This window comes from Mesorhizobium sp. B2-4-12 (assembly GCF_006441575.1).
Classification (GTDB): domain Bacteria; phylum Pseudomonadota; class Alphaproteobacteria; order Rhizobiales; family Rhizobiaceae; genus Mesorhizobium.
Genome location: NZ_VFVC01000013.1, coordinates 1 through 21,513, shown reverse-complemented (window position 1 = coordinate 21,513; position 21,513 = coordinate 1). Strand labels below are relative to the sequence as shown.

Annotated in this window: 27 protein-coding genes and 1 pseudogene; 12 read left to right on the top strand and 16 right to left on the bottom strand. The window is 62.3% G+C overall.

Annotated features, from left to right (window positions below):
• Window positions 1-129 precede the first annotated feature (129 nt).
• Together FJ934_RS10425 and murI are read left to right on the top strand one after the other, a co-directional pair.
• Window positions 130-1,044, top strand: coding sequence for an RNA methyltransferase (locus tag FJ934_RS10425; protein WP_140609400.1), 915 nt, complete (start codon window positions 130-132; stop codon window positions 1,042-1,044).
• Window positions 1,037-1,828, top strand: coding sequence for a glutamate racemase (gene murI / locus FJ934_RS10420; protein ID WP_140609398.1), 792 nt, complete (start codon window positions 1,037-1,039; stop codon window positions 1,826-1,828). Before FJ934_RS10425 ends, murI begins: the two co-directional genes overlap by 8 nt.
• On the opposite strand, the gene FJ934_RS10415 is transcribed toward murI, so the two are convergent.
• Window positions 1,785-3,005 (bottom strand): RNB domain-containing ribonuclease, encoded by a 1,221-nt coding sequence (locus FJ934_RS10415; protein WP_246671480.1) that lies wholly within the window; start codon window positions 3,003-3,005, stop codon window positions 1,785-1,787. The genes murI and FJ934_RS10415 overlap by 44 nt on opposite strands.
• A gap of 320 nt (window positions 3,006-3,325) precedes the next feature.
• Between FJ934_RS10415 and FJ934_RS10410 the strand changes: the two genes are divergently transcribed.
• Window positions 3,326-3,514, top strand: a complete 189-nt coding sequence (locus FJ934_RS10410; RefSeq protein ID WP_140609394.1) for a DUF3008 family protein — start codon at window positions 3,326-3,328, stop codon at window positions 3,512-3,514.
• Between the two features lie 97 nt (window positions 3,515-3,611).
• Here the strand turns inward: FJ934_RS10410 and FJ934_RS10405 are convergent, their stop codons facing one another.
• Window positions 3,612-3,809, bottom strand: coding sequence for a hypothetical protein (locus FJ934_RS10405; RefSeq protein WP_140609392.1), 198 nt, complete (start codon window positions 3,807-3,809; stop codon window positions 3,612-3,614).
• Window positions 3,810-4,186: 377 nt separating this feature from the next.
• On the opposite strand from FJ934_RS10405, the gene rpsD reads away from it, so the two are divergent.
• The 4 genes from rpsD to FJ934_RS10385 all read left to right on the top strand — a co-directional run bounded on the left by rpsD (window position 4,187) and on the right by FJ934_RS10385 (window position 7,115).
• Entirely contained in the window at window positions 4,187-4,804 is a 618-nt protein-coding gene (rpsD, locus tag FJ934_RS10400; protein ID WP_140609390.1) for a 30S ribosomal protein S4, read from the top strand.
• Window positions 4,805-4,938: 134 nt separating this feature from the next.
• The gene (ttcA, locus tag FJ934_RS10395; protein WP_140609388.1) at window positions 4,939-5,826 is read left to right on the top strand and encodes a tRNA 2-thiocytidine(32) synthetase TtcA; all 888 of its coding nucleotides are present in this window, start codon (window positions 4,939-4,941) and stop codon (window positions 5,824-5,826) included.
• Window positions 5,816-6,643 (top strand): inositol monophosphatase family protein, encoded by an 828-nt coding sequence (locus FJ934_RS10390; protein ID WP_140609386.1) that lies wholly within the window; start codon window positions 5,816-5,818, stop codon window positions 6,641-6,643. The genes ttcA and FJ934_RS10390 overlap by 11 nt, the downstream gene beginning before the upstream one ends.
• Window positions 6,644-6,830: 187 nt before the next feature.
• A complete protein-coding gene (locus FJ934_RS10385) occupies window positions 6,831-7,115 on the top strand; it encodes a hypothetical protein (protein ID WP_246671479.1) in 285 nt (94 codons plus the stop codon).
• A 75-nt stretch (window positions 7,116-7,190) separates the two neighbouring features.
• On the opposite strand, the gene FJ934_RS10380 is transcribed toward FJ934_RS10385, so the two are convergent.
• The 6 genes from FJ934_RS10380 to FJ934_RS10355 form a co-directional block, all read right to left on the bottom strand.
• Window positions 7,191-8,459: a multidrug effflux MFS transporter gene (locus tag FJ934_RS10380; protein WP_140609383.1), complete on the bottom strand. Its 1,269-nt coding sequence runs from the start codon at window positions 8,457-8,459 to the stop codon at window positions 7,191-7,193.
• A gap of 144 nt (window positions 8,460-8,603) precedes the next feature.
• On the bottom strand, window positions 8,604-8,939 hold the full coding sequence (gene grxD / locus FJ934_RS10375; RefSeq protein ID WP_140609381.1) for a Grx4 family monothiol glutaredoxin: 336 nt from the start codon (window positions 8,937-8,939) through the stop codon (window positions 8,604-8,606).
• A gap of 154 nt (window positions 8,940-9,093) precedes the next feature.
• Window positions 9,094-9,327, bottom strand: a complete 234-nt coding sequence (locus tag FJ934_RS10370) for a BolA family transcriptional regulator (RefSeq protein ID WP_056562227.1) — start codon at window positions 9,325-9,327, stop codon at window positions 9,094-9,096.
• 123 nt (window positions 9,328-9,450) lie between these two features.
• Window positions 9,451-9,975, bottom strand: coding sequence for a hypothetical protein (locus FJ934_RS10365; RefSeq protein ID WP_140609379.1), 525 nt, complete (start codon window positions 9,973-9,975; stop codon window positions 9,451-9,453).
• The gene (purL, locus tag FJ934_RS10360) at window positions 9,972-12,203 is read right to left on the bottom strand and encodes a phosphoribosylformylglycinamidine synthase subunit PurL (RefSeq protein WP_140609377.1); all 2,232 of its coding nucleotides are present in this window, start codon (window positions 12,201-12,203) and stop codon (window positions 9,972-9,974) included. The genes FJ934_RS10365 and purL overlap by 4 nt, the downstream gene beginning before the upstream one ends.
• A gap of 151 nt (window positions 12,204-12,354) precedes the next feature.
• On the bottom strand, window positions 12,355-13,767 hold the full coding sequence (locus FJ934_RS10355) for a PLP-dependent aminotransferase family protein (RefSeq protein ID WP_140609375.1): 1,413 nt from the start codon (window positions 13,765-13,767) through the stop codon (window positions 12,355-12,357).
• A gap of 95 nt (window positions 13,768-13,862) precedes the next feature.
• On the opposite strand from FJ934_RS10355, the gene FJ934_RS10350 reads away from it, so the two are divergent.
• The gene (locus tag FJ934_RS10350) at window positions 13,863-14,114 is read left to right on the top strand and encodes a DUF1127 domain-containing protein (RefSeq protein ID WP_140609373.1); all 252 of its coding nucleotides are present in this window, start codon (window positions 13,863-13,865) and stop codon (window positions 14,112-14,114) included.
• 7 nt (window positions 14,115-14,121) lie between these two features.
• Here FJ934_RS10350 and FJ934_RS10345 read toward each other — a convergent pair whose 3' ends face one another.
• The 7 genes from FJ934_RS10345 to purC form a co-directional block, all read right to left on the bottom strand.
• Window positions 14,122-14,763 (bottom strand): Pr6Pr family membrane protein, encoded by a 642-nt coding sequence (locus FJ934_RS10345; RefSeq protein WP_140609371.1) that lies wholly within the window; start codon window positions 14,761-14,763, stop codon window positions 14,122-14,124.
• Window positions 14,764-14,766: 3 nt separating this feature from the next.
• On the bottom strand, window positions 14,767-15,174 hold the full coding sequence (locus FJ934_RS10340) for a hypothetical protein (RefSeq protein ID WP_140609369.1): 408 nt from the start codon (window positions 15,172-15,174) through the stop codon (window positions 14,767-14,769).
• Entirely contained in the window at window positions 15,171-15,836 is a 666-nt protein-coding gene (locus tag FJ934_RS10335; RefSeq protein WP_140609367.1) for a glutathione S-transferase family protein, read from the bottom strand. Before FJ934_RS10335 ends, FJ934_RS10340 begins: the two co-directional genes overlap by 4 nt.
• A gap of 85 nt (window positions 15,837-15,921) precedes the next feature.
• The gene (gene purQ / locus FJ934_RS10330) at window positions 15,922-16,590 is read right to left on the bottom strand and encodes a phosphoribosylformylglycinamidine synthase subunit PurQ (RefSeq protein WP_140609365.1); all 669 of its coding nucleotides are present in this window, start codon (window positions 16,588-16,590) and stop codon (window positions 15,922-15,924) included.
• Window positions 16,587-16,841 carry a hypothetical protein gene (locus FJ934_RS10325; RefSeq protein ID WP_140609363.1) on the bottom strand — a complete coding sequence of 85 codons (255 nt, stop codon included), beginning with the start codon at window positions 16,839-16,841 and terminating at the stop codon, window positions 16,587-16,589. Before FJ934_RS10325 ends, purQ begins: the two co-directional genes overlap by 4 nt.
• A 19-nt stretch (window positions 16,842-16,860) precedes the next feature.
• Window positions 16,861-17,103 (bottom strand): phosphoribosylformylglycinamidine synthase subunit PurS, encoded by a 243-nt coding sequence (gene purS, locus FJ934_RS10320; protein WP_140609559.1) that lies wholly within the window; start codon window positions 17,101-17,103, stop codon window positions 16,861-16,863.
• A gap of 34 nt (window positions 17,104-17,137) precedes the next feature.
• Window positions 17,138-17,932: a phosphoribosylaminoimidazolesuccinocarboxamide synthase gene (gene purC, locus FJ934_RS10315; RefSeq protein ID WP_140609361.1), complete on the bottom strand. Its 795-nt coding sequence runs from the start codon at window positions 17,930-17,932 to the stop codon at window positions 17,138-17,140.
• A gap of 275 nt (window positions 17,933-18,207) precedes the next feature.
• On the opposite strand from purC, the gene FJ934_RS10310 reads away from it, so the two are divergent.
• Together FJ934_RS10310 and FJ934_RS10305 are read left to right on the top strand one after the other, a co-directional pair.
• The gene (locus FJ934_RS10310; protein ID WP_140609359.1) at window positions 18,208-18,528 is read left to right on the top strand and encodes a DUF1476 domain-containing protein; all 321 of its coding nucleotides are present in this window, start codon (window positions 18,208-18,210) and stop codon (window positions 18,526-18,528) included.
• Between the two features lie 170 nt (window positions 18,529-18,698).
• Window positions 18,699-19,472, top strand: a complete 774-nt coding sequence (locus tag FJ934_RS10305) for an HpcH/HpaI aldolase/citrate lyase family protein (RefSeq protein ID WP_140609357.1) — start codon at window positions 18,699-18,701, stop codon at window positions 19,470-19,472.
• 13 nt (window positions 19,473-19,485) lie between these two features.
• Here the strand turns inward: FJ934_RS10305 and FJ934_RS10300 are convergent, their stop codons facing one another.
• On the bottom strand, window positions 19,486-20,040 hold the full coding sequence (locus tag FJ934_RS10300; protein WP_140609354.1) for an alpha/beta hydrolase: 555 nt from the start codon (window positions 20,038-20,040) through the stop codon (window positions 19,486-19,488).
• Between the two features lie 245 nt (window positions 20,041-20,285).
• Between FJ934_RS10300 and FJ934_RS10295 the strand changes: the two genes are divergently transcribed.
• Both FJ934_RS10295 and FJ934_RS10290 read left to right on the top strand, forming a co-directional pair.
• Window positions 20,286-21,098 carry a VOC family protein gene (locus tag FJ934_RS10295; RefSeq protein WP_140609352.1) on the top strand — a complete coding sequence of 271 codons (813 nt, stop codon included), beginning with the start codon at window positions 20,286-20,288 and terminating at the stop codon, window positions 21,096-21,098.
• Between the two features lie 170 nt (window positions 21,099-21,268).
• Window positions 21,269-21,513, top strand: a pseudogene (locus tag FJ934_RS10290) (helix-turn-helix domain-containing protein); the annotation flags it as partial.

Genomic DNA, 21,513 nt, shown 5'->3' with positions numbered 1-21,513 from the left:
TTTGGCCGCGCAAACGGCGATCGGTCACGAATTGGAGCCTGGACGGTCGCCATTTGCGAATGCTTCATTTTCGCGGCCGAATATGGCAGGGGACGCTGAAATGCCGCAAACAGCAGTTCATTGACAATCATGCCCGTCACCAAAGATCCCGATAACGCTTCAGCCGCCGGTCCGGCGATCATCCTCGTCGAGCCGCAACTCGGCGAGAACATCGGCATGGTCGCCCGCGCCATGGCCAATTTCGGCTTGGTCGAACTGCGCCTGGTCAATCCACGCGACGGCTGGCCGAGCGAGAAGGCGCGCGCCGCCGCCAGCCGCGCCGACCATGTCATCGACGCCGTCACCGTGTTCGACGATCTGGCCTCGGCGCTTGCCGACCTGAACTTTGTTTTCGCGACCACGGCCAGGCAGCGCGATGGCTTCAAAGCCGTGCGCGGGCCGGTGGAGGCGGGCAGGGTGCTGCGGGCCCGTCACGGAATGGGGCAGCGCACCGGCATCCTGTTCGGCCGCGAGCGCTTCGGCCTCTACAATGACGAGGTTGGGCTCGCCGACGAGATCGTCACCTTTCCGGTGGATCCTGATTTCTCCTCGCTCAACATCGCCCAGGCGGCCTTGCTGATGTCCTACGAGTGGATGAAGTCCGGCCTGGAAGACGAGACCAAAACCAACTTTGCCGGCCCGGACATGAAGCCGGCGAGCAAGGAAGAACTGCACGGCCTGTTCGCCTATCTCGAAGGTGCGTTGGAGGCGCGCGGCTATTTCCGCCCCGCACCGAAGAAGCCGAAGATGGTCGACAATCTGCGCGCCGTGCTGACGCGGGCCGGCTTTGCCGAGCCGGAACTGAAAGTGCTGCGTGGTATCATTTCCTCCCTCGACAGGTTTTCGCCGGCCATGCCGCGCGGCGACGGCTCTCCGGGCGATGATCCGAGACGATTGCCGGCCGCCGCCGCGCGTGCGCGCAAGGCGGAGGTTGATCGCCCGGCGCCCAATGGCGACGACAACGACGCGCCGCCGCTGGGTGGCAAGGGAACCGACAATGACTGACCGGCCGATCCTGATGTTCGATTCCGGCGTTGGTGGGCTGACAGTGCTGCGCGAGGCGCGCGTCCTGATGCCGGACCGGCGCTTCATCTATGTCGCGGACGATGCGGCCTTTCCTTTCGGTGCCTGGGAAGAGCCGGCGCTGCGGACCCACATACTCAATCTCTTCGCCAAGCTGCTCGACCGCTTTGCGCCGGCAATTTCCGTCATCGCCTGCAACACCGCCTCGACGCTGGTGATCGATGCGCTACGCGACAGATTTCCTGACCATCCCTTTGTCGGCACCGTGCCGGCGGTCAAGCCGGCGGCCGAGCGCACGCGTTCGGGCTTGGTCTCGGTGCTGGCGACGCCGGGCACCGTGAAGCGGCAATACACACGCGACCTGATCAGCAAATGGGCGCAGAAATGCCATGTTCGCCTGGTCGGCAGCGACAGGCTGGCGGGGCTTGCCGAAGTCTATATGCGCGAGGGCTTTGTCGACGAGGAGGCCGTACGCGCCGAGATCGCGCCCTGCTTCATGGAACATGACGGTCTCAGGACCGACATCGTGGTGCTGGCCTGCACACACTACCCCTTTCTGGTCAACCGCATGCGCAAGACCGCGCCCTGGCCGGTCGACTGGATCGATCCGGCCGAAGCGATTGCCCGGCGAGCCCTTTCGCTGTTGCCGCCTCTCGATGGATCGCCGCCGCAAGGCGAGCCCGATATCGCAGTATTCACCTCCGGCAAGGCGGATTTCGCCGTCAGCCGGCTGATGCAGGGCTTTGGATTATCCGTCCGCCACTAGAGCAATTCCAGGAAAAGTGCGTGGCGGTTTTCCGTTCGGGATTGCGTAAAAACAAAGGGCTAGAGCGGGTCAACTGAACGCGCACGCCGTGGTCGACGAAGTCGGTGACAGCGGCTTTGAACGTTTCCCCCTCGCGTCCCTTCAGCATTACCGCCTCCGCAAGATCGATGGCCGCATGGTTGATCTGCGAAGCGCGGCTATCCGCGCGTCCCATCACCTTCGGCAATCTGGCGAACGCATCAATGACGGCCTGCGGCACGGGCTGGCCGTTTGCGATGGCCAGTGCGCAGCGCACGACATGGCGATCGGCCAATCGCCTGAGTGGCGCGGTTGCATGGGCATAGGTTGCGGCCATTGCCTCATGCCAGGGGACAATGCCCTCCTGGTAGGGCTGGTATGACGCGCCGGGGCTAGCATGTCGGATTTCCAGCATTAGCGCCGCCTGTTGCGGATCGCTGGGATCGAGGGTTTGCTGATAGTCCCGCAAGCTGGTGGAGTCTGGCCAAGACAGGCCGAGGGCCTGTGCGGCGTTGCGCAGTCTTTTCACCTTGAAGGCGTCCGGCTCCGACATCACCCGGAACAACCCGGTATGGTGCGCAAGCATGGCGTCGGCAATCGCCATGTTGGTCGCCAGCGAAAGCGCGGCATTGTCTTGTTCGGATTGGAGCAGAGGTCTGAATGAAAGCCGGAATGTGCCGTCTGCCAGCCTTTCAACCTCTTGCTCGGGAGGGTCGACGCGCGAAGCGCCACGACGCTTCTCGTTCATCGCCATGCGCCGCGCCAGCTCGGCGAAGCCGAACGGGAGATCGGAAGACTGCACACTTTCATAGGCGAGCTTAGCGCGGCTTTGAATGATCGACCGCTCCGCGCCGTCCAATGCCGCCGCGCCATCCTCGGCAACCCGAACGGTGAAGACGACCGCTGGGCGTGGTCCATCCGACAGCAGACTCGCCGCCCCCTCGGCAATTATCGGCGGGTAGAGTCCGGCCTTGCCGTCCGGCAAGTACAGCGTCTCGCCCCGCGTCCAGGCTTCGAGATCTATTGCGTCGCCGTCCGCGACGAACCAAGCCACGTCGGCAATGGCATACTGCAGCAGAAGATCACTGCCGCTCACCTCGATCGAGAACGCCTGGTCAAGATCGGTGGAGGCAGCCGGATCGAGCGTGACGAACGGCATCGCCGTTCGATCGGCATGCTGGTTCGGCACACGCCTGGCCGCCGCCTGCGCCGCTGCCAATACGTCAGCCGGAAACCCGTCAGGCACGTGGAGTTCGTCGCGGATTTTCGCCAGGCCGGTGGAAAGAGCTTGAGGGGGATCTGTCAGAGACTTCATCCAGCCGTCCTACACCGGAGCTTTGGACACGGGAAGGCCGCCAGGAAAATTGCCAAAGCCGGCCGGCTGCCGGCCTGGCAGCAGCGGATGTGGAACCGGGCCGCTGCTGCTGGAACTAAGGCCGGAGGCTCGGCGTTTTCTCCTGACAGCAAAGGAGAACGGCCATGCCAGCCACCTCGAAAGCCCAACAGAAAGCCGCCGGAGCCGCACTCTCCGCCAAGCGCGGCGAGACGAAAAAGAGCGAACTCAAGGGCGCTTCCAAGGGAATGTACGATTCCATGAGCGAGAAGCAGCTCGAGGAGTTCGCCGAGACGAAGCGCAAGGGACTTCCCGAGAAGAAATCGAAAGACTGAAATCCTGTCGGCTGCGTTTGAAGACGTAGCGCCGAACAAACGAAAGCCCGCAGCGCAACTGCGGGCTTCATATCAGAGGCTGAAATTCCCGCCTAGATTACCAACGGTGGCAGCGCCGCACTCTTTCGACGATCACCCGGCGGTGACCATGCCGCCACACCACCCTCTTTTTCACGATGACGCGGCAGACCTGTTTATGCCCGTGCCAGTGGCGGGCCATTGCCGGTTCCGGCGCCACCGCCATCGAACCTGCAAGTACCGCGGCGCCTGCCAGGGTAAGGAATAACTTCTTCATAAGAATTGCGCTCCTCTCGCTCCAGTCCCTTCCTGGTGCCGTTGGCGCAACAACCTCCCGCCACATCCGGCACTGCATCAACGCGCGAAACGCTATATCGTTGTTTTGCCCGGCACCAGTCATAAGCTTGACACCGGTTAAATCTCGGTTTAACCAGCCGCCAACGCCGGGCAGCGATGTCCGGTGTTTGTTTTGTATACGCAAGATCAGTTACCCCGGTTGTCTCTGGTCTTGTTTGAACTGACGTGTCCCGTGGGTTTTCCGCCGCGTTGCGTGGGAAAACCCTGTCAGGTCTCGAAAACGGAGGCCAGAGGAGGGCGCGTTTCCTTCACCCGGACCATGAGGTGCCGGGTGTGTTGTTTTGAAAAGGGAATGCGATGAGCAAGCGCGAATCCGCGAAATACAAGATCGACCGCCGTCTTGGCGAAAATATCTGGGGCCGCCCGAAGTCCCCGGTCAACAAGCGTGAATACGGCCCCGGCCAGCATGGCCAGCGCCGCAAGGGCAAGCTTTCCGATTTCGGCCTGCAACTGCGCGCCAAGCAGAAGCTGAAGGGTCACTATGGCGACGTTTCGGAAAAGCAGTTCCGCAAGGTCTACGAAGAGGCCGACCGCCGCAAGGGCGACACTTCGGAGAACCTGATCGGCCTGCTCGAGTCGCGTCTCGACGCGGTCGTCTACCGCGCCAAGTTCGTGCCGACCATTTTTGCCGCCCGTCAGTTCGTCAACCATGGCCACATCAACGTCAACGGCAAGCGCGTCAACATCGGCTCGTATCGCTGCAAGCCGGGCGACGTCGTCGAAGTGCGCGAGAAGTCGAAGCAACTGGTGATCGTTCTGGAATCGGTCGCACTCGCCGAGCGCGATGTGCCTGATTACATCGAGGTCGATCATAACAAGATGGTCGCGACCTTCGGGCGTATCCCGGGCCTGTCGGACGTTCCGTTCGCCGTCCAGATGGAGCCGAACCTGGTCGTCGAATTCTACTCGCGCTAAGCGAACATCTTTTGCCATACCATCGAAAGGCCGCCCCTCGAGGCGGCCTTTTTGTTCGCGCATTCGCTTTGGCGTTTCGATTTTCCAACCGATGCGCTAATCCGGGCGAAAGTCACATCCGGGGCCGCCGCGCCATGAACATGCAGCCAGACATCGAGACGCTTGAACCGATCGCCGAGGGCGGCTCCCATCCGTTGTTCGCCGATGTGCCGTCCTCGGTCGAATTCAACAAATTGCGCAAGCGGCTGCTGCGGCTGACCCGCCAGGCGATCGAGGATTTCTCGATGGTCAAGCCGGGCCAGCGCTGGCTGGTTGCACTGTCGGGCGGCAAGGATTCCTACGGTCTGCTCGCAATGCTGCTCGATCTCAAATGGCGTGGCCTGCTGCCGGTCGAACTGCTGGCCTGCAATCTCGACCAGGGCCAGCCGAATTTTCCCAAGCACATCCTGCCCGATTATCTCGACGCCAACGGTATCGCGCACCGCATCGAATACCGGGACACCTATTCAGTCGTCACCGATAAGCTGCCGCAAGGCAGCACCTATTGCTCGCTCTGCTCGCGGCTGCGGCGCGGTCATCTCTACCGCATCGCACGCGAGGAGGGATGCTCGGCGCTGGTGCTCGGCCATCACCGAGAGGACATCCTCGAAACCTTCTTCATGAACCTGTTCCATGGCGGCCGGCTTGCCGCCATGCCGCCAAAACTGCTCAACGACGAAGGCGACGTCATGGTGCTGCGGCCGCTGAGCTATTGCGCCGAAGCAGATCTCGAGAAATTCGCAGCGGCGATGCGGTTTCCGATCATTCCCTGTGACCTCTGCGGCAGCCAGGAAGGCCTCCAGCGCAATGCCATGAAGGCGATGCTGGAGGATATAGAAAGACGCATGCCTGGGCGCAAGGACACGATGATCCGCGCGCTGTCCAACACCAGGCCGTCGCATCTCCTTGACAGGAACCTTTTCGATTTCGCCGCTCTGAACCAAACCCTCATCACAGGACAAGACGCTTCCGATGACATTTGATGATAACGCGATCGACTGGCTGGCCAGCTTGCTGGCCGAGGCGGCCGACATCGAAATCATGCCCCGCTTTCGCCGGCTGGGCGACGGCGACATCAGACAGAAGACCTCGGCAGCCGATCTGGTGACGGAAGCGGACGTGAATGCGGAGCGGCTCATCACGGCCCGGCTGCGCAGCCATTACCCCTCCGCCATGGTTGTCGGCGAGGAAGCCTGTTCCGACAATCCGGCGCTGCTTGATGGCCTGGGAGAAGCCGACCTGGCTTTCGTCATCGACCCGGTCGACGGCACGTTCAACTTCGCATCCGGCGTGCCGCTGTTCGGCGTGATGCTTGGCGTCGTCGTCAAGGGCGAGACGGTCGCCGGCATCATCCACGATCCCGTCGGCAAGGACTGGCTGATCGGCGCCAGGGGCTCCGGCAGCCACATCCGCCACGCACACGGCGCGCTGGAGAAAGTGCGGGTTGCCGCGCCCGCGCCGATTTCACAGATGACAGGCGCGGTCTCCTGGCAGTACATGGCGGAGCCCGAGCGCACGCGGCTGGCCTGCAACCAGACCAAGACGCTGTCGCAATTCAACTATCGCTGCGCCGCGCATGAATACCGCTTGCTGGCAAGCGGCCATGGCCATTTCGTCGTCTACAACAAGCTGATGCCCTGGGATCATCTCGCCGGCGTGCTGATCCACGCAGAAGCCGGTGGCCATGCCGCGCGTTTCGACGGCAGCGCCTATCTGCCGGCGCATGTCGGTGGCGGCTTGCTGGTCGCGCCGGACAAGGAAAGCTGGCAGGAGCTGCGCCGCGAGCTCTGGGCGGAGTAGGATCGACCGGGTTGTGCGACCGAAGGATAGATGCGATCTCATGCCAATCGAGAGGGTTCCGTAGATGAAGTCTCGGTCCACGATTGTCGTAGCGGCCCTCGCCATCATCTTGGTTGTCGGCTCCAACCAGGCGAGATCGCAGCAGCGCCCATGCCGCAGTCCCGATCCTGTTGATACGATAAAGGAGATGTCCGCCGCGATCTTCGCTTGTTGGCAGCCGCCGCCTGGAACAGCAGGCATGTCCCTGACGTTGCGGTTTTCGCTTCGCCGAAACGGTACGCTGATTGGCAAACCTCGCGCCACCTATTCCAAACTGGGAAGCGACGACGCGCTCAGCCGCGCTTTCGTCGCTTCCATTCTCGAGGCTCTCGACAAGGCCTTGCCGTTGCCCGTTTCAGACAGCATGGGCGAGGCAATCGCAGGACGTATGCTTGCTCCTCGCTTTACGGCAGCCCTTGTAGGCTCATCCTGATGCACCTCGCTCGAGAGCGTGTCGCCCGCCCAGAGCGTGCCGTGGTTGGGGCAACGACACGCGCAAAACGACAATTCAATGCAGATCGGTGACGTGCCCTGAAACGGGTGGGTTGTGTGGCTGGAACATCTTGCCGCGCTCGGCAACAAAAATCATCAGCAGCGCCGCGACCGAGACGCCGCAGAAGCCCGCCGCAAGCGGCGTCACCGTGCCGTTGAAGGCTTGGCCGATCAGCGTGCCGAGAATGCCGCCAAGAAAAGTCTGCATGAAACCCAGGATTGATGACGCCGTGCCGGCCAATTGACCGAGCGGCTCCATGGCCAGGGCGTTGAAATTGGCTCCAAGCGCACCAAAGGGCAGCATGGCGCCGGCAAAGAAGGTGATGAACAGCCAAAGCGGCATCTTCGTTTCCAGCGAAACGACCAGCCACGCCAGGCTGATGACCAGAAACAGCAGCAGCGCGCTCTGCGACAGGCGGCGCATGCCGATACGGCCGACAAGGCGCGAGTTAAGGTAGTTGGAGAAGGCGAGCACGCCGGCGACCCCGGCGAAGATCACCGGAAACATTTCGCCGACGTTGAAGACGTTGACGTAGATCTGCTGCGCCGAGGCGATGAAGCCGAACATGGCGCCGAAAATGAAAGTGCTGGCAAAGGCGTAGCAGAGCGCGATGCGGTTGGTGAGCACGATGCGGAAGCCGCCGAGGATGGAGGAGGCCGTCAATGGCCGGCGATATTCAGGATGCAGCGTCTCGGGCAGACGCAGCAGCGACCATGCCGAGACGATCAGGGCACCAATAGCCATGGTGACGAAGATCCAATGCCAGGTCGCGAACAGCATGATGAACTGACCGATGCCGGGAGCAATGACCGGTATCGCCATGAACACCATGAAGATCAGCGACATCACTTCGGCCATGCGGCGGCCATCGAATGTGTCGCGTACGATCGAGACCGCGATGACGCGCGTCGCCGCCGCGCCAATACCCTGCACGGCGCGGCAAAGCAGAAGGGTTTCAAAACTTGGTGCAATGGCGGCCGCGGCGGCCGCCGCCACGTAGATGATCAGGCCGGCGACAAGTGGCGAGCGGCGCCCGTAACGGTCCGAGATCGGGCCGAAGAAGAGCTGGCCGCCGCCAAAGCCCAGAATATAGGCGGTGACGACATATTGCCGGTGGTTTTCATTCTCGACGCCGAGCGAGGCGCCGATCTGTTGCAGCGCCGGCAGCATGATGTCGATGGCCAGTGAATTGAGCGCCATCAGAGCCGCGCACAGCGCAATGAACTCCCAGCGCGGGATGGGCAAAATGGTTGCCCGTTGCGGCGCTTCTTTCTGCTGGTCCACGGCAAGTCCGATCTCTCAAACGAAAACGCGCCGGCGGGCCGGCGCATTGGCTCGTCTTGGTCCTAGCGTCAGGACATAAAAAATTGCGGCGGTGGGGTCGCCCGGATGCTCAGTGCAGTCGTTATGACATGCCCGAAACCGAAATCAGGCGGCGCCTTTGACGCTGACGCCCTTTTCGACCAGGAAGTCCTGCAACTCGCCGGCCTGGAACATCTCGCGCACGATGTCGCAACCGCCGACGAACTCGCCCTTGACGTAGAGCTGAGGGATGGTCGGCCAGTTGGAATAATCCTTGATGCCCTGGCGCAGTTCGGCTGAGTCCAGCACGTTCACGCCTTTGTAGTCGGCGCCGATATAGTCGAGGATCTGCACGACCTGACCGGAGAATCCGCACTGCGGAAAACCGGGCGTGCCCTTCATGAAAAGGACAACGTCGTTGCCCTTCACTTCATTGTCGATGTAGTCGTTGATACCGCTCATGGAAAATCCTTTCCCGCCTGTGGGAGTCAGGCTCGAAACATGTCCTTCAAATAAACCCATAGGTTGCCCGAAACAAGACATTAGCCGCGCCGGGGCCGAAATGGCGCAAAGGATGGGCCGTTTTGGGCCAAGCGGGTATCGAGTTGGTTGATCCTCAGTCGGGAACGCTGGTCTGCAGCGCAAGTGCGTGCAGCACGCCGCCCATATTGCCCTTCAGCGCGTCATAGACCATCTGGTGCTGCTGGACGCGGCTCTTGCCGCGAAAGCTCTCGGCCACGACTTCGGCGGCGTAATGGTCGCCATCGCCGGCGAGGTCTCGGATCGTCACGCGGGCGTCCGGAATGCCGTCCTTGATCAGTTTTTCGATGTCGCGGGCGTCCATTGCCATTGCAGAATTTCCTGTTTCGAGCGGGCGGCGACGTGGCTGCCCATGCGATGAGAGTCGGGGTAAACCTAAAGCCTTTCCAGCCGGGATTGAAGCCGTTCCGTCCACCATCGGAGCGATTGTCGGCTACAAGGCATTCTCATCGTGATGGATCGCATCGTCTGTGGGCTCGTCTTCGCGCATCGAGAAGGCGCGGCCAAGGCTGAAGACCAGCACATAGAGTGGAAGATTGACCGCCAAATTAGCGATCGGCAGGTAGCTGGTCATCCGCCAGGCGGGCGAGAAAAACGGTTGGCCGTAGCCATCGCAGACAAGCGAAGAGCCATATTCCCACAATGCCCCCAGCACGGCCGCTAGGGCGAAAAGCTTGATGCAGATGACGACCTGACCTGTTCGCGTGTTGTCTGGCAGAAGCCGGGTCCAAAGCAGCAGACAGATGATCGGAACCGCGTAGATGAGGTTCTGCAGCACCAGCATCGGAAGCGCGCCATTGGCCGCCGCGAGGAACTCGGCGCGCGTTTCCAGTCTGGGACAAACCTCGCTCGAGGTCGTCGACAGCAGGAAGAAGACGAACGGTCCGAGGAACCAGAAGAAGAACAGCGACGGCCAGAAGACGACTGCGAGCAGCGCCCGGGCGGCCAGTCTCGTCAACTGGCCTGGTCCATGAAGCGCGGGAACCAGCCTTCATGCGCGGCGGTCAAGTCGCTGACCGGGATCGCCCTGGCGTCACCGAGTTTCAGCGCGGCGCCGCCGGTCGAGCCGATCCAGGGCGCGAAGATGCCGAGTTCGCCCTGCTGCTTGCGGATGGCGTCCCATTCGTCGCCATGCGGGTCGATCGACAGCGTCAAGAGATAGCGGCCCTGATCCTCGCCGAACCAGACCGGGATCGGATCGGTGCCGACCAGTCCGGGAACGGTCGCGCCGATGCCCGACGCCATCGCCATTTCGGCCAAGGCGACCGCAATGCCGCCGTCCGAAACATCATGCGCCGCCGTGACGGTACCGGACGCGATCAGCGAACGCACATGGTCGCCGACGCGCTTCTCGTGCTCGAGGTCGACCGGCGGCGGCGGGCCGTCGGTGCGGCCATGGATGTCTCTGAAATAGACGGACTGGCCAAGATGCGTGCCCCAGGAGGCGGGAGCACCGACCAGCAGAATCATCTGGCCCTCGGCCGCGAAGCCGATCCGTACCATCTTAGACCAGTCGGCGATCAGTCCGACGCCGCCGATGGTCGGCGTCGGCAGGATGCCTCGGCCGTTGGTCTCATTGTAGAGCGAGACATTGCCCGACACGATCGGGAAGCCAAGCGCGCGGCAGGCATCGCCGATGCCTTTCACCGAGCCGACCAGCTGGCCCATGATCTCGGGCCGTTCCGGGTTGCCGAAATTGAGGTTGTCGGTGGCGGCTAGCGGCAACGCGCCGGTGGCGGTCAGGTTGCGCCAGCATTCGGCCACGGCCTGCTTGCCGCCCTCATAGGGATCGGCTTCGCAATAGCGCGGCGTCACGTCGGAGGAAAAGGCGAGCGCCTTGGTCGGATGGCCCTCGACGCGGACCACGCCGGCATCGCCGCCGGGAAGCTGCAGCGAATTGCCCTGGATCAGCGTGTCGTATTGCTCCCAGACCCAGCGACGCGACGAAAGATCCGGTCCGCCAAGCAGTTTCAGCAGTGCATCGGCGACATCGGCCTGCGGAATATCGTTGGCGGCAAGCGGCGCCGGCTTCCTGGGTTCGATCCAGGGGCGGTCGTATTCGGGTGCCTTGTCGCCGAGATCCTTGATCGGCAGGTCGGCGACCTGATCCCCCTGATGCAACACACGGAAACGCAGATCGTCGGTGGTCTTGCCGACAATGGCGAAGTCGAGGCCCCATTTGTGGAAGATCGCCTCGGCTTCCTTTTCCTTTTCGGGACGTAGCACCATCAGCATGCGCTCCTGGCTTTCTGACAGCATCATCTCGTAGGCGCTCATGCGCTCTTCGCGCACCGGCACCTTGTCGAGGTCGAGCTCGATGCCAAGGTCGCCCTTGGCACCCATCTCGACCGCCGAACAGGTAAGCCCTGCGGCACCCATGTCCTGGATGGCGATGACGGCGCCGGAGGCCATCAGCTCGAGGCAGGCCTCCAGCAGGCATTTTTCGGTGAAGGGGTCGCCGACCTGCACGGTCGGGCGCTTCTCGTCGATCTTGTCGTCGAATTCCGCCGAGGCCATGGTGGCGCCGCCGACGCCGTCGCGGCCGGTCTTGGCGCCGAGATAGACAACCGGCAGGCCGACGCCCTTGGCTTCCGACAGGAAGATGGCGTTGGTCTTGGCAAGGCCGGCCGCGAAGGCGTTGACCAGGATGTTGCCGTTGTAGCGGGCATCGAAATTGACCTCGCCGCCGACCGTCGGCACGCCAAAGGAGTTGCCATAGCCACCGACGCCGGAAACCACGCCGGCGACGAGATGCCTGGTCTTGGCGTGGTCGGGAGCGCCGAACCGCAACGCATTCATCGCCGCGATCGGCCGCGCCCCCATGGTAAAGACGTCGCGCAGGATGCCGCCGACGCCGGTCGCGGCTCCCTGGTAGGGCTCGATGAAAGACGGGTGGTTATGGCTTTCCATCTTGAAGACGACGCAGTCGCCGTCGCCGATGTCGACCACGCCGGCATTCTCGCCCGGTCCCTGGATGACCTGCGGCCCGGTGGTGGGCAGCGTGCGCAGCCATTTCTTGGAAGATTTGTAGGAGCAGTGCTCGTTCCACATCGCCGAGAAGATGCCGAGTTCGGTGAAGCTCGGCTCGCGCCCGACGAGATCGAGAATGCGCTGGTACTCATCGGGCTTCAGCCCATGCGCGGCAATGAGTTCTGGGGTGATCGGCACGGAATTGGAAATGGTCATGGGCGGCGATGTATGTCCATGGAGCTTGGATTTTGAGTCCCCTCTTATCGCAAGCTTTGTGGCCGATACACCCGTCGATTGGCGAAAACGCACGAAAACCCGACAAAGCCACAGGGCAGCCTGATGGCTGGCTTCCGAAGCGCTTCGCGGTTCAGGAGAAGCTGTCGTAGCCCGCGCGGCCCTCATCGAGGAGGCGCCTGATGACCGCAACGCCGTCGGCGACGTCTCCACGACGTCTCGGCTGCGAAACACCGAAACGGACGCCATGAAAGACCTGTTCCGAGCGGCCGGCCTTGAACTCGTCCTCGTCGTCGATCAGCACGCCGTGTTCCAGGCAGGCGTTCTTGAAGGTGCCGGAAAGCCAGGGGTCGGGCAGGGTGAGCCAGACAAAGGGCACCTTGTCATGTGACTTGAACGCGAAGCCGGCCAAGGTTTCGCGAACGATCGCGATGCGGGCGCTGATTTCGGCGATGCTGCGCTTGCGGATATCGCTGGCCTGTCCCGAAAGCACCAGACGGGCATTCACCTCCGCCAGCAGGAACGGCATGCCGCCGGTCATCATCTTGTGGGCGACGCGGATACGGTGGCGATAGGCGGGCGGGCAGGCGAGCCAGCCACCGCGCATGCCGGCCGCCACCGATTTCGACAGGCCGCCGGCAACGATGGTGCGTTCGGGGGCGAATTCGGCCAGCAGCGGTGTCGGATCGTCGGTCAGATTGCCGTAAAGGTCATCCTCGATCATGACGACATTGTAGTCGCGTGCAACCCGCGCCATCGCCTCGCGGCGCGCGGCCGACAGTGTCGCCAGTGTCGGATTCTGCGCGGTCGGCATCAGGAAGATCATCCTGGGATGCTTTTGTGCGCAGACGCGCTCGAAATCGTCGGGGTCGATGCCTTGGTCATCCGATGCCACCAGCGCGGTGCGCCGGCCGATCAGCCCAGCACTGCGGGATATCTGAGAATAGGTGAGGTGTTCGAAGGCGACATAGTCGCCAGGCGTTGTCAGCGCAGCGATCGCGCCCATCACCGCGGCATGGGTGCCGAGCGTCGGAACGATGGCGTCGGCGGCTGGTCGAAAGGAATTGCGCGACAGCCAGCGGACGCCGGCTTCGTACCAGCGGTCCGGAAAATCGCGCGTATAGCTCGAAATTTCGTGCGGATGATCCTGTGCGGTGCGCGACAGCACATCGGCAACATCAGCGCCCTGGCCGATATCGGGTGCCGCGGTGCTGTCGAAACGCAGCTTGTCCTTGGGCGCGTCGACATAGCGCGTGCCTTCCACGCTGACGTCGGGGGCCTCCGGCTTCACGCCGCCGGCACGCTGGCCGAGCACATAGGTTCCTCGCCCCACTTCGCCGCTCACCAGCCCGCGCTCGTGCAGCAATTGATAGGCCCGGCCGACCGTGCCGACGGTGGTGCCGATGTCATAGGCGAGGTCGCGCTGCGGCGGCAGTTTCGCGCCGGCATCGATCACGCCCCGGTCGATATCTGACTCAATGCTGTCAGCAAGGCGCTGATAAAGAGGACCGGAACCGGCAGTGAGGTCTGGAAGCCAACTTGTCATGGTGACAATTTTGTATATTGCACCGCATTGTGAGTCAATACATATCGAAAAAGCGTGCCCGAGAGGGGTACAATCGAGAAGTCTGGTTGATAAAAATGGATACAATCGCGACAATCCGTCATTCGAGACCCGAGCTATCAGACCAGGCGCTACGCCCGTCCGGCCAGCGCGGCTTTGTCGGCAGCATGGTGCGTGTGATCAGGTCATTGGCGAGATGGATCGACCATTTGCTGGAGCGCCGACGCAGTCGGCTGGCGTTGCTGGAGATGACCGACGATCAGCTCAAGGACATCGGCATCTCCCGCTGCGATGCCCACCGTGAGGCCATCAGGCCTTTCTGGGAGTAGGCTGGTCTTAGCGGACATCGTTGGTCCGCAGACGCGCGACGCCGTGATCGACGAAAACGGCGACAACGCAGATCATCAGAAACATCGCCGTGACGGCCAGCGCCGCCGTGGCGACACTGGCTGCACCGTTCTTGGCGACGTCGAGGAAGGGGTAGGGCACCTCGCCGGCAAGCGGCGCGCGCGTCAGCGCATAGGCCAGATAAGCGACGGGATAGAGCATCCACCACGAAATGTCGCGCCAACGCGTTCTGCCGTCGGCGCCTGCTATCAGCCACCACAGCACGAACAGCACGGGCGTCACGTAATGCAGCAGCACATCGCAGAGCAGAAAGAGGCCCTGCGGGTGCCATAGCCGCGCCAGGACCGTGACGTAGACGATGGAGACCAGGGTGATGGAAACAGCGACGCCTGCACGCATCCTTGGTCCAGCGAAGGCCGGCAGCCACGCATAGCCGGCCGGTGACAGCAGCGACGTGTGCACCAGCACGGCGCCAATGTTGGTCAGGATGGTGAAGAAGCTGAAATAGAACACGATGGAGCCAAGCAGGCCGCGGCCGGCTTCCATCGACGCCGGAATGGTGATGCAGAACTGCAGGACGAGCGCGATCAGGCCGAAGGCCAGACCCGCCACCTGCAGAAAGCGGCCCATGGATTAGGCAGTTGCCGCGCAGGCCGGGTTGCCGGCCTGCCAGCGGGCGATGTCGGCGCCGATGCGTGCGCCAAGCGGGTCGTTCATCAGCGGTCCGAACACGTCGACACGGCTCGAATTGCCTTGCGCCTGCACGACCAGCAAAGGCTTGCCGCCATAATGCTTGGCCGGCACCAGCAGGAAGCGCGGCGTGCCGCTGAACGAGTTCAGCTCATTGGCCATCTGATATTGCCTGAAGGCCGGGTCCTTGCTGGCGATCCAGCATTTGTGGGCCGCGATCGCCACCTGTTCCATGGCCAGCAGCGCCGCACTTTTGCCCGAGGGCACGGGCGTGCTCTTCGGGCTCGATTGGCACGATGCCAGGGCAAAGCCCGCTGCGGCAACGAAGGCGATCGTCTTGCTCTTGATCAAGCGGCACCCATCTCGAGTTCGGACAGAAAGATCTTCAGGCCGTCGGTCATCTCGCCCAATACACGCGACAATGCCGGATGCTGCAGGGCGATCTGCTCATAGGCATCGAACTTGGGATAGGCGTCGAGCAGGTCGTGGCGGCCTGTCATGGCGCGGAAGTTGTTGAAGATGAAGCGCGTCGGCGTCAGCCAGGCGTCGGCGAAGCTGATGTCGCTGCCGAGCGCGAAGGGACCTTGCGCCATGCGCGCCTCGATCGCCGCCAGCCCGTGGTGCAGGCGGGCGAATTGGGCTTCGATCTCGGCGTCGTTGCGCTTCGGCACGAAATGCAGCTCGAACAGCTTCATCGTCGGCGTCAGCACATCGAGATCGGTGATGCGGGCGAACATGCGCACCAGCGCGCGATCCTTGGAATCAGCCGGCAGCAGCGCCGGTTCAGGAAACCGTTCCTCCAGATACTCGGCGATGACGACCGATTCGACGATCGTTTCGCCCGAGCCGGTGATCAGCACCGGAATCCGGTTCATCGGCGAGATGGCGCGAAATTCTTCGGGGATTGGAAAACCCGGCGGTGGCGCGATGATCTTGACCGGCACGTCCTTGATATAGGCCAGCGCCCGCACGATCGAAGAGTAGGGCGACAACGGTCGCGAATAGAGTTTCATGACAGTCTCTCCCCAGTGACGCGGACTTTTCCATTGGAATGGCTGGAATGCCCGGCTTGTTTCAAGGCTTTCGCCTCAGTGGTTATCAGGCGGCGATGCCGAGGGCGCCTTCGAAGAGCGCGCGGCCGTCGCTGCCGCCATGGGCGGCCTCGATCAGGTTTTCAGGATGCGGCATCAGGCCAAGCACATTGCCTTGTTCGTTGATGATGCCGGCGATATCGTTGATCGAACCGTTGGGATTGGTGCCTTCGGCATAGCGGAACACCACCTGGCCTTCGCCTTCGACGCGGGCAAGCGTCTCTGTGTCGGCAAAATAGTTGCCGTCATGGTGCGCCACCGGCGAGCGAATGATCTGGCCGGGCTGATAGCGGCGCGTGAACATGGTGTTGGCGTTGGCAATCTGCAGTTTCACCTGCCGGCAGACGAATTTCAGCGATGAGTTGCGCATCAAGGCGCCCGGCAGCAGTCCGGCCTCGACCAGGATCTGGAAGCCGTTGCAGACGCCGATGACCATGACGCCCTTCGCCGCCTTTTCGGCAACCGCCCGCATGACCGGCATGCGCGCGGCGATCGCGCCGCAACGCAGATAATCGCCGAAGGAGAACCCGCCCGGAATGGCGATAAGGTCGACGTCGGGGATTTCGGTATCGGTCTGCCAGACGGTAGCCGGCGCATGTCCCGAAATCTTGGTCAGCGCCGCGATCATGTCGCGGTCGCGATTGAGTCCAGGCAGGAGGACGACGGCTGATTTCATTTTGGTTCGAAAGGCCTCTGAGATTCGGCGAGTTCGCGCAGGTCGAGACGGCGGTCAATGCGTTCAAGCCGATCATCCTGGCGGGCGAGAATTCCGTAGATGTTGTGGATATCGCTTTGCGTTGCCACCATGTGACCTCGCATTACATTCAATTCCCGTTTCGTCTCGGAGACATCCTGACGAAGTTCGCCGATTTCGTGATGCACACGCTTCATAAGCTCAAACATCAGTTCGTTCGTGACTTCCGCCATCATGCCCTCCGACACAACCTCAGGTAAGCGTCACACTATAATTCTCAATCACCGTATTCGCCAGCAGCTTGTCGCACATGGCCTTGAGATCAGCCTCGGCCTTGCCCTTGTCGGCCCCGGCCAGCTCGACATCGAACACCTTGCCTTGCCGCACCGTGCCGACGCCATCGAAGCCAAGCCCCGACAGCGCGTGTTCGATCGCCTTGCCCTGAGGGTCGAGCACGCCATTCTTGAGGGTGACGGTAATGCGGGCCTTGATCACGCTGGACATGCTCCTGCTCGAATAGTGGTCTTGGTTAGTGCGGCTTGCCCTTGAGGCCATCGGTCGAGGCGACGAGCACCGGACCGGTCGGGCGAGGCGGCTCGTTCTCGTTCATGATGCCCAGGCGGCGGGCGACTTCCTGGTAGGCTTCGACGAGGCCGCCCATGTCACGGCGGAAACGGTCCTTGTCGAGCTTGTCCTGCGTCGCCACGTCCCACAGGCGGCAGGAATCCGGCGAAATCTCGTCGGCCACGACGATGCGCATCATGTCGCCCTCGAACAGGCGGCCGCACTCGATCTTGAAGTCGACGAGCTGGATGCCGACGCCCATGAACAAGCCGGAGAGGAAATCGTTGACCCGGATGGCGAGTGCCATGATGTCGTCGATCTCCTGCGGGCTCGCCCAGCCGAACGCGGTGATGTGCTCTTCCGACACCATCGGATCGTCGAGCGCGTCGGCCTTGTAATAGAATTCGATGATCGAGCGCGGCAAAACGGTGCCTTCCTCGATGCCGAGGCGCTTGGACAGCGAACCGGCGGCGACATTGCGCACCACCACTTCGAGCGGGATGATCTCGACTTCCTTGATCAGCTGCTCGCGCATGTTGAGCCGGCGGATGAAATGGGTCGGGATGCCCATGCGGTTCAGATGGTTGAAGATGTGCTCGGAAATACGGTTGTTGAGCACACCCTTGCCGTCGACGACCTCGTGTTTCTTCTTGTTGAAAGCGGTGGCATCATCCTTGAAGAACTGGATGAGCGTGCCCGGCTCGGGCCCCTCATAGAGGATCTTGGCCTTGCCTTCATAAATGCGGCGGCGATTTTTCATCTGATTTTTTCTCTGGATTTGCGGGCAGGCGGCAAGCGACCAGTTCCTGTCCGTCTGCCTAAATTAGTGCGGCGACGGGGGCGTTCAATGCCGGGTCTATCCCAATCACATCGTTTGCTCAATCGGCAAATCCTTTCAATCAACCGCTTTCAGGACTGAAATGCCGCAGCGCAGCATGCGACGAAGCATATTGACCGGCTCGCGACCTTTTGGTTTGTGCTTTGGCAATACACATATCCATCGCCAACGAATCGGATTTGACCCGGAGGGAAGCCATGAGCAGCATGAAGGATCGCGAAGAGGGCTTTGAGCGCAAGTTTGCCTTCGATGAGGAACTCCGGTTCAAGGCCTCGGCGCGCCGCAACAAGGCGCTTGGTCTGTGGGCTGCTGAAAAGCTTGGAAAATCGGGCGCCGACGCCGATGCCTACGCCAAGGAAGTCGTTGTTTCGGATATCGAGGAAGCCGGCGATCATGACGTGTTCCGCAAGATCCGCAGGGATTTCGATGCCGCGGGCGTCGCCCAGTCGGACCATCAGATCCGCCGCACCATGGACGAACTGATGGCGCAGGCCATCGAGCAGATCAAGAACACCTGATCCGGGCCGAGGCAGGTTTCCGCAAAAGCGTCCCACGGTTTTGCGGCAGAACCTGCGACGAACCCAGGAATGACTGGACCAATCGACCGCCCGGCCGTTCCGGGCGGTTTTTCTTTGCCTTTGTCGCACTTTCCGGCTGAACTGCTCATGCTAACAAGGAAAGAGATTAGATGTCCCTGAAGTCCCGCCTTGCCGCCGATGAAACGCTGGTTACCGCCTGGTCCGGCGTGCCGGATGCCCTGACCGTCGAGATTCTCGCCAAACAGGGGTTCGATGCGGTTACGCTCGACATGCAGCATGGCGGCCATCACGAGGACAGCGTGCTTCGCGGGCTCATGCCGGTGCTCGCCGCAAATAAGCCGGCGCTGGTGCGCATTCCTGTCGGCCGTTTCGATATGGCAAGCCGGGCGCTCGATTTCGGCGCCGAGGTGGTCATCGCGCCGATGGTGAATTCGGTTGCCGACGCAAGGCTGTTCGCCGCGGCCATGAAATATCCGCCGCTCGGCGAGCGCTCGTGGGGCCCGACCTATGCCTTCCCGCGCCATGGCAAGGGCGACCAAGCCGAATGGCTGCGCGACACCAACCAGCGCACGATGGCTTTTGCAATGGTCGAGACGCGCGCCGCACTCGATGCGCTCGACGGGATCCTCGACACGCCGGGCATTGACGGCATTTTCCTCGGGCCATCGGATTTCTCGATCGCCTGGACCAATGGCGCCACGGTCAATTCCACGCTGGAAAGCATGATGGAGACGGTGGCGTCGGTTGCCGAGCGCACCCGCAAGGCCGGAAAACATGCCGCGATCTATGTCGTCGAGCCAGCAATTGCCGGCCGCGTCGTGTCGATGGGCTACCGTCTGCTCGCCACCGGGTCCGAGCATGCGCTGATTTCGCTGGGGGCAAAGACCCTGCTCAAGGGCATCAAGGATTCGATCGACGCCTGACGCGGCGCGACCGCTAAGCCTTCAGGTCCGTCAGGAACTTGGCGAAGGTCATGGATCCTTCGGGCCAAGGGCCGAAGCCTGAATCCTCGCTGAGATGGCCGGTCTCGCCGGCGTCGATGAACAGCGAGCCCCAGGCGCCTGCAATGTCCTCGGCGATGTCGAAAGCACAGAACGGGTCGTTGCGGCTGGCGATCACGATCGACGGAAAGGGCAGCGGCTCGCGCGGGTAGGGGCCGAAGGTCATCAGGTGCTTCGGCTTGATCTTCGGATTGGCGACATCGGGCGGCGCCACGAAGAAGGCCCCGGCGACCGGCTTCACGAATTGCGGAATGGCTTGCACGACCGCCGCGACTCCGAGCGAGTGCGCGACGATGACCACCGGTTTCTCGGCCTCGTTGACCGCTCTGGCCACGCTCGCCGTCCAGTCCTCGCGCACCGGCTTCGACCACTCCGCCTGCTCGACGCGCCGCGCCGTCGACAGTTTCGATTGCCAGCGGGTCTGCCAATGCTCGGGTCCGGAATTGGTGTAGCCCGGAACGATCAGAATATCTGCGTCTTTGACTTTCATGGTGGTGAGATAGCGAGCGCGATTGCCGCATGCAACCGTTGATGGACGTGCTCCTGCTCGTAATGGTGAACACCATGTTCGCTTTTCGGCGTCTTGTGTGAACGATCGCGATGGACGATCTGTCGTCAGGAGAGAACCAGCCGTGGAGGACCGGGATTTTGGCGCTGACACGGCGTACAATGATCGGTGGCGCCGGGTTCCTGGCTTTGGGAGCTTCCTCGAGTGTTGCCAAAACGGAGACAAGAATGAGCGAACTGCCATTTGCCGCCACCACGCCGGTGAGCGTTGCCCGTGTCGGGCTGAAGGCGCGCGATGCCGAAAGCCTCGCTGCCTATTACCGCCGGGTTGTCGGCCTGCAGGAATTGAGCCGGGCCGGCGGCGCGATCACACTGGGCGCCGCCAACCGTGCATTGCTCGTCCTAGAGCCGGATGCCTCCGCCAAGCCGGACGACCCGCGCAGCGCGGGCCTGTTCCACACGGCTTTCCTGCTCCCCAGCCGTGCCGATCTCGGCCGTTGGATCAACCACGCCATATCAGACAAGATCGCCGTCGAGGGTGCTTCGGACCATCTGGTCAGCGAAGCGCTCTACCTGACCGACCCGGAAGGCAACGGCATCGAGATCTACGCCGACCGCCGTCCACAGGACTGGACGTGGAACGGCGACAGGATCGCCATGGCGACCGAGCGGCTGAACATTCCTTCGGTCGTGGCCGAGGTGCCGGCCGGCGATGCAGGCTGGCAGGGCGCGCCGGAAAACAGCATTGTCGGTCACGTCCACCTGCGCGTCGGCAGGCCGGAAGAGGCCGAGGCCTGGTGGAACCAGGAATTCGGCTTTGACACGGTGGCTAAATATGGCGGCCAGGCGGTGTTCCTGTCGTCAGGCCATTACCATCATCATATTGGCGCCAATGCCTGGCAGAGCGCCGGCGCCGGCCGCCGCGACCCCGCCCGCTCGGGCCTTGCCTGGGTCGAGATGCGCTCGGACAATGTGACCAGCGAAACGACCCGCCAGGATCCTTGGGGCACGGTGATCAGGACAGTCCCAGGCAAGGCCTGATCGGGCGCCAACACAGCTTCTTCTCCCCGTCACTATACCAGGGGAATCGCAGATGGACTCTTGCGAAGAGGAACCCCCACCCTAACCCTCCTGTAGAGACCGGGGAGATGGTGGACAGGCGTTCGGAGACATCGTGGACACTTCCCGAGCATCGAATCGGGAGGGACGGAATGCCGTTTTGCGAGGTGTCCGCGATGGCTCAGAAGCGAGAGTTCGTGATGTTTGCCTTGAATGAGGGGGCGAACGTTCGAGAGCTTTGTCGACGGTTCGGGATCAGTCCGACGACCGGCTACAAATGGATCGAGCGGTATCAGGCGGAAGGGCTGGCCGGGCTGACCGCGATCGCGCCGCCCGCACTCGAGTCCGCAGCGCACCGCTTGGCAGGTTGAGGCGAAGGTGTTGGAGGTACGCGACA

Coding starts and splice junctions, on each gene's coding strand:
- FJ934_RS10425 (WP_140609400.1), top strand. CDS start 130: ATGCCCGTCACCAAAGATCCCGATAACGCTTCAGCCGCCGGTCCGGCG.
- murI (WP_140609398.1), top strand. CDS start 1,037: ATGACTGACCGGCCGATCCTGATGTTCGATTCCGGCGTTGGTGGGCTG.
- FJ934_RS10415 (WP_246671480.1), bottom strand. CDS start 3,005: ATGCCGTTCGTCACGCTCGATCCGGCTGCCTCCACCGATCTTGACCAG.
- FJ934_RS10410 (WP_140609394.1), top strand. CDS start 3,326: ATGCCAGCCACCTCGAAAGCCCAACAGAAAGCCGCCGGAGCCGCACTC.
- FJ934_RS10405 (WP_140609392.1), bottom strand. CDS start 3,809: ATGAAGAAGTTATTCCTTACCCTGGCAGGCGCCGCGGTACTTGCAGGT.
- rpsD (WP_140609390.1), top strand. CDS start 4,187: ATGAGCAAGCGCGAATCCGCGAAATACAAGATCGACCGCCGTCTTGGC.
- ttcA (WP_140609388.1), top strand. CDS start 4,939: ATGAACATGCAGCCAGACATCGAGACGCTTGAACCGATCGCCGAGGGC.
- FJ934_RS10390 (WP_140609386.1), top strand. CDS start 5,816: ATGACATTTGATGATAACGCGATCGACTGGCTGGCCAGCTTGCTGGCC.
- FJ934_RS10385 (WP_246671479.1), top strand. CDS start 6,831: ATGTCCGCCGCGATCTTCGCTTGTTGGCAGCCGCCGCCTGGAACAGCA.
- grxD (WP_140609381.1), bottom strand. CDS start 8,939: ATGAGCGGTATCAACGACTACATCGACAATGAAGTGAAGGGCAACGAC.
- FJ934_RS10370 (WP_056562227.1), bottom strand. CDS start 9,327: ATGGCAATGGACGCCCGCGACATCGAAAAACTGATCAAGGACGGCATT.
- purL (WP_140609377.1), bottom strand. CDS start 12,203: ATGACCATTTCCAATTCCGTGCCGATCACCCCAGAACTCATTGCCGCG.
- FJ934_RS10355 (WP_140609375.1), bottom strand. CDS start 13,767: ATGACAAGTTGGCTTCCAGACCTCACTGCCGGTTCCGGTCCTCTTTAT.
- FJ934_RS10350 (WP_140609373.1), top strand. CDS start 13,863: ATGGATACAATCGCGACAATCCGTCATTCGAGACCCGAGCTATCAGAC.
- FJ934_RS10345 (WP_140609371.1), bottom strand. CDS start 14,763: ATGGGCCGCTTTCTGCAGGTGGCGGGTCTGGCCTTCGGCCTGATCGCG.
- FJ934_RS10335 (WP_140609367.1), bottom strand. CDS start 15,836: ATGAAACTCTATTCGCGACCGTTGTCGCCCTACTCTTCGATCGTGCGG.
- purQ (WP_140609365.1), bottom strand. CDS start 16,590: ATGAAATCAGCCGTCGTCCTCCTGCCTGGACTCAATCGCGACCGCGAC.
- FJ934_RS10325 (WP_140609363.1), bottom strand. CDS start 16,841: ATGGCGGAAGTCACGAACGAACTGATGTTTGAGCTTATGAAGCGTGTG.
- purC (WP_140609361.1), bottom strand. CDS start 17,932: ATGAAAAATCGCCGCCGCATTTATGAAGGCAAGGCCAAGATCCTCTAT.
- FJ934_RS10310 (WP_140609359.1), top strand. CDS start 18,208: ATGAGCAGCATGAAGGATCGCGAAGAGGGCTTTGAGCGCAAGTTTGCC.
- FJ934_RS10305 (WP_140609357.1), top strand. CDS start 18,699: ATGTCCCTGAAGTCCCGCCTTGCCGCCGATGAAACGCTGGTTACCGCC.
- FJ934_RS10300 (WP_140609354.1), bottom strand. CDS start 20,040: ATGAAAGTCAAAGACGCAGATATTCTGATCGTTCCGGGCTACACCAAT.
- FJ934_RS10295 (WP_140609352.1), top strand. CDS start 20,286: ATGAGCGAACTGCCATTTGCCGCCACCACGCCGGTGAGCGTTGCCCGT.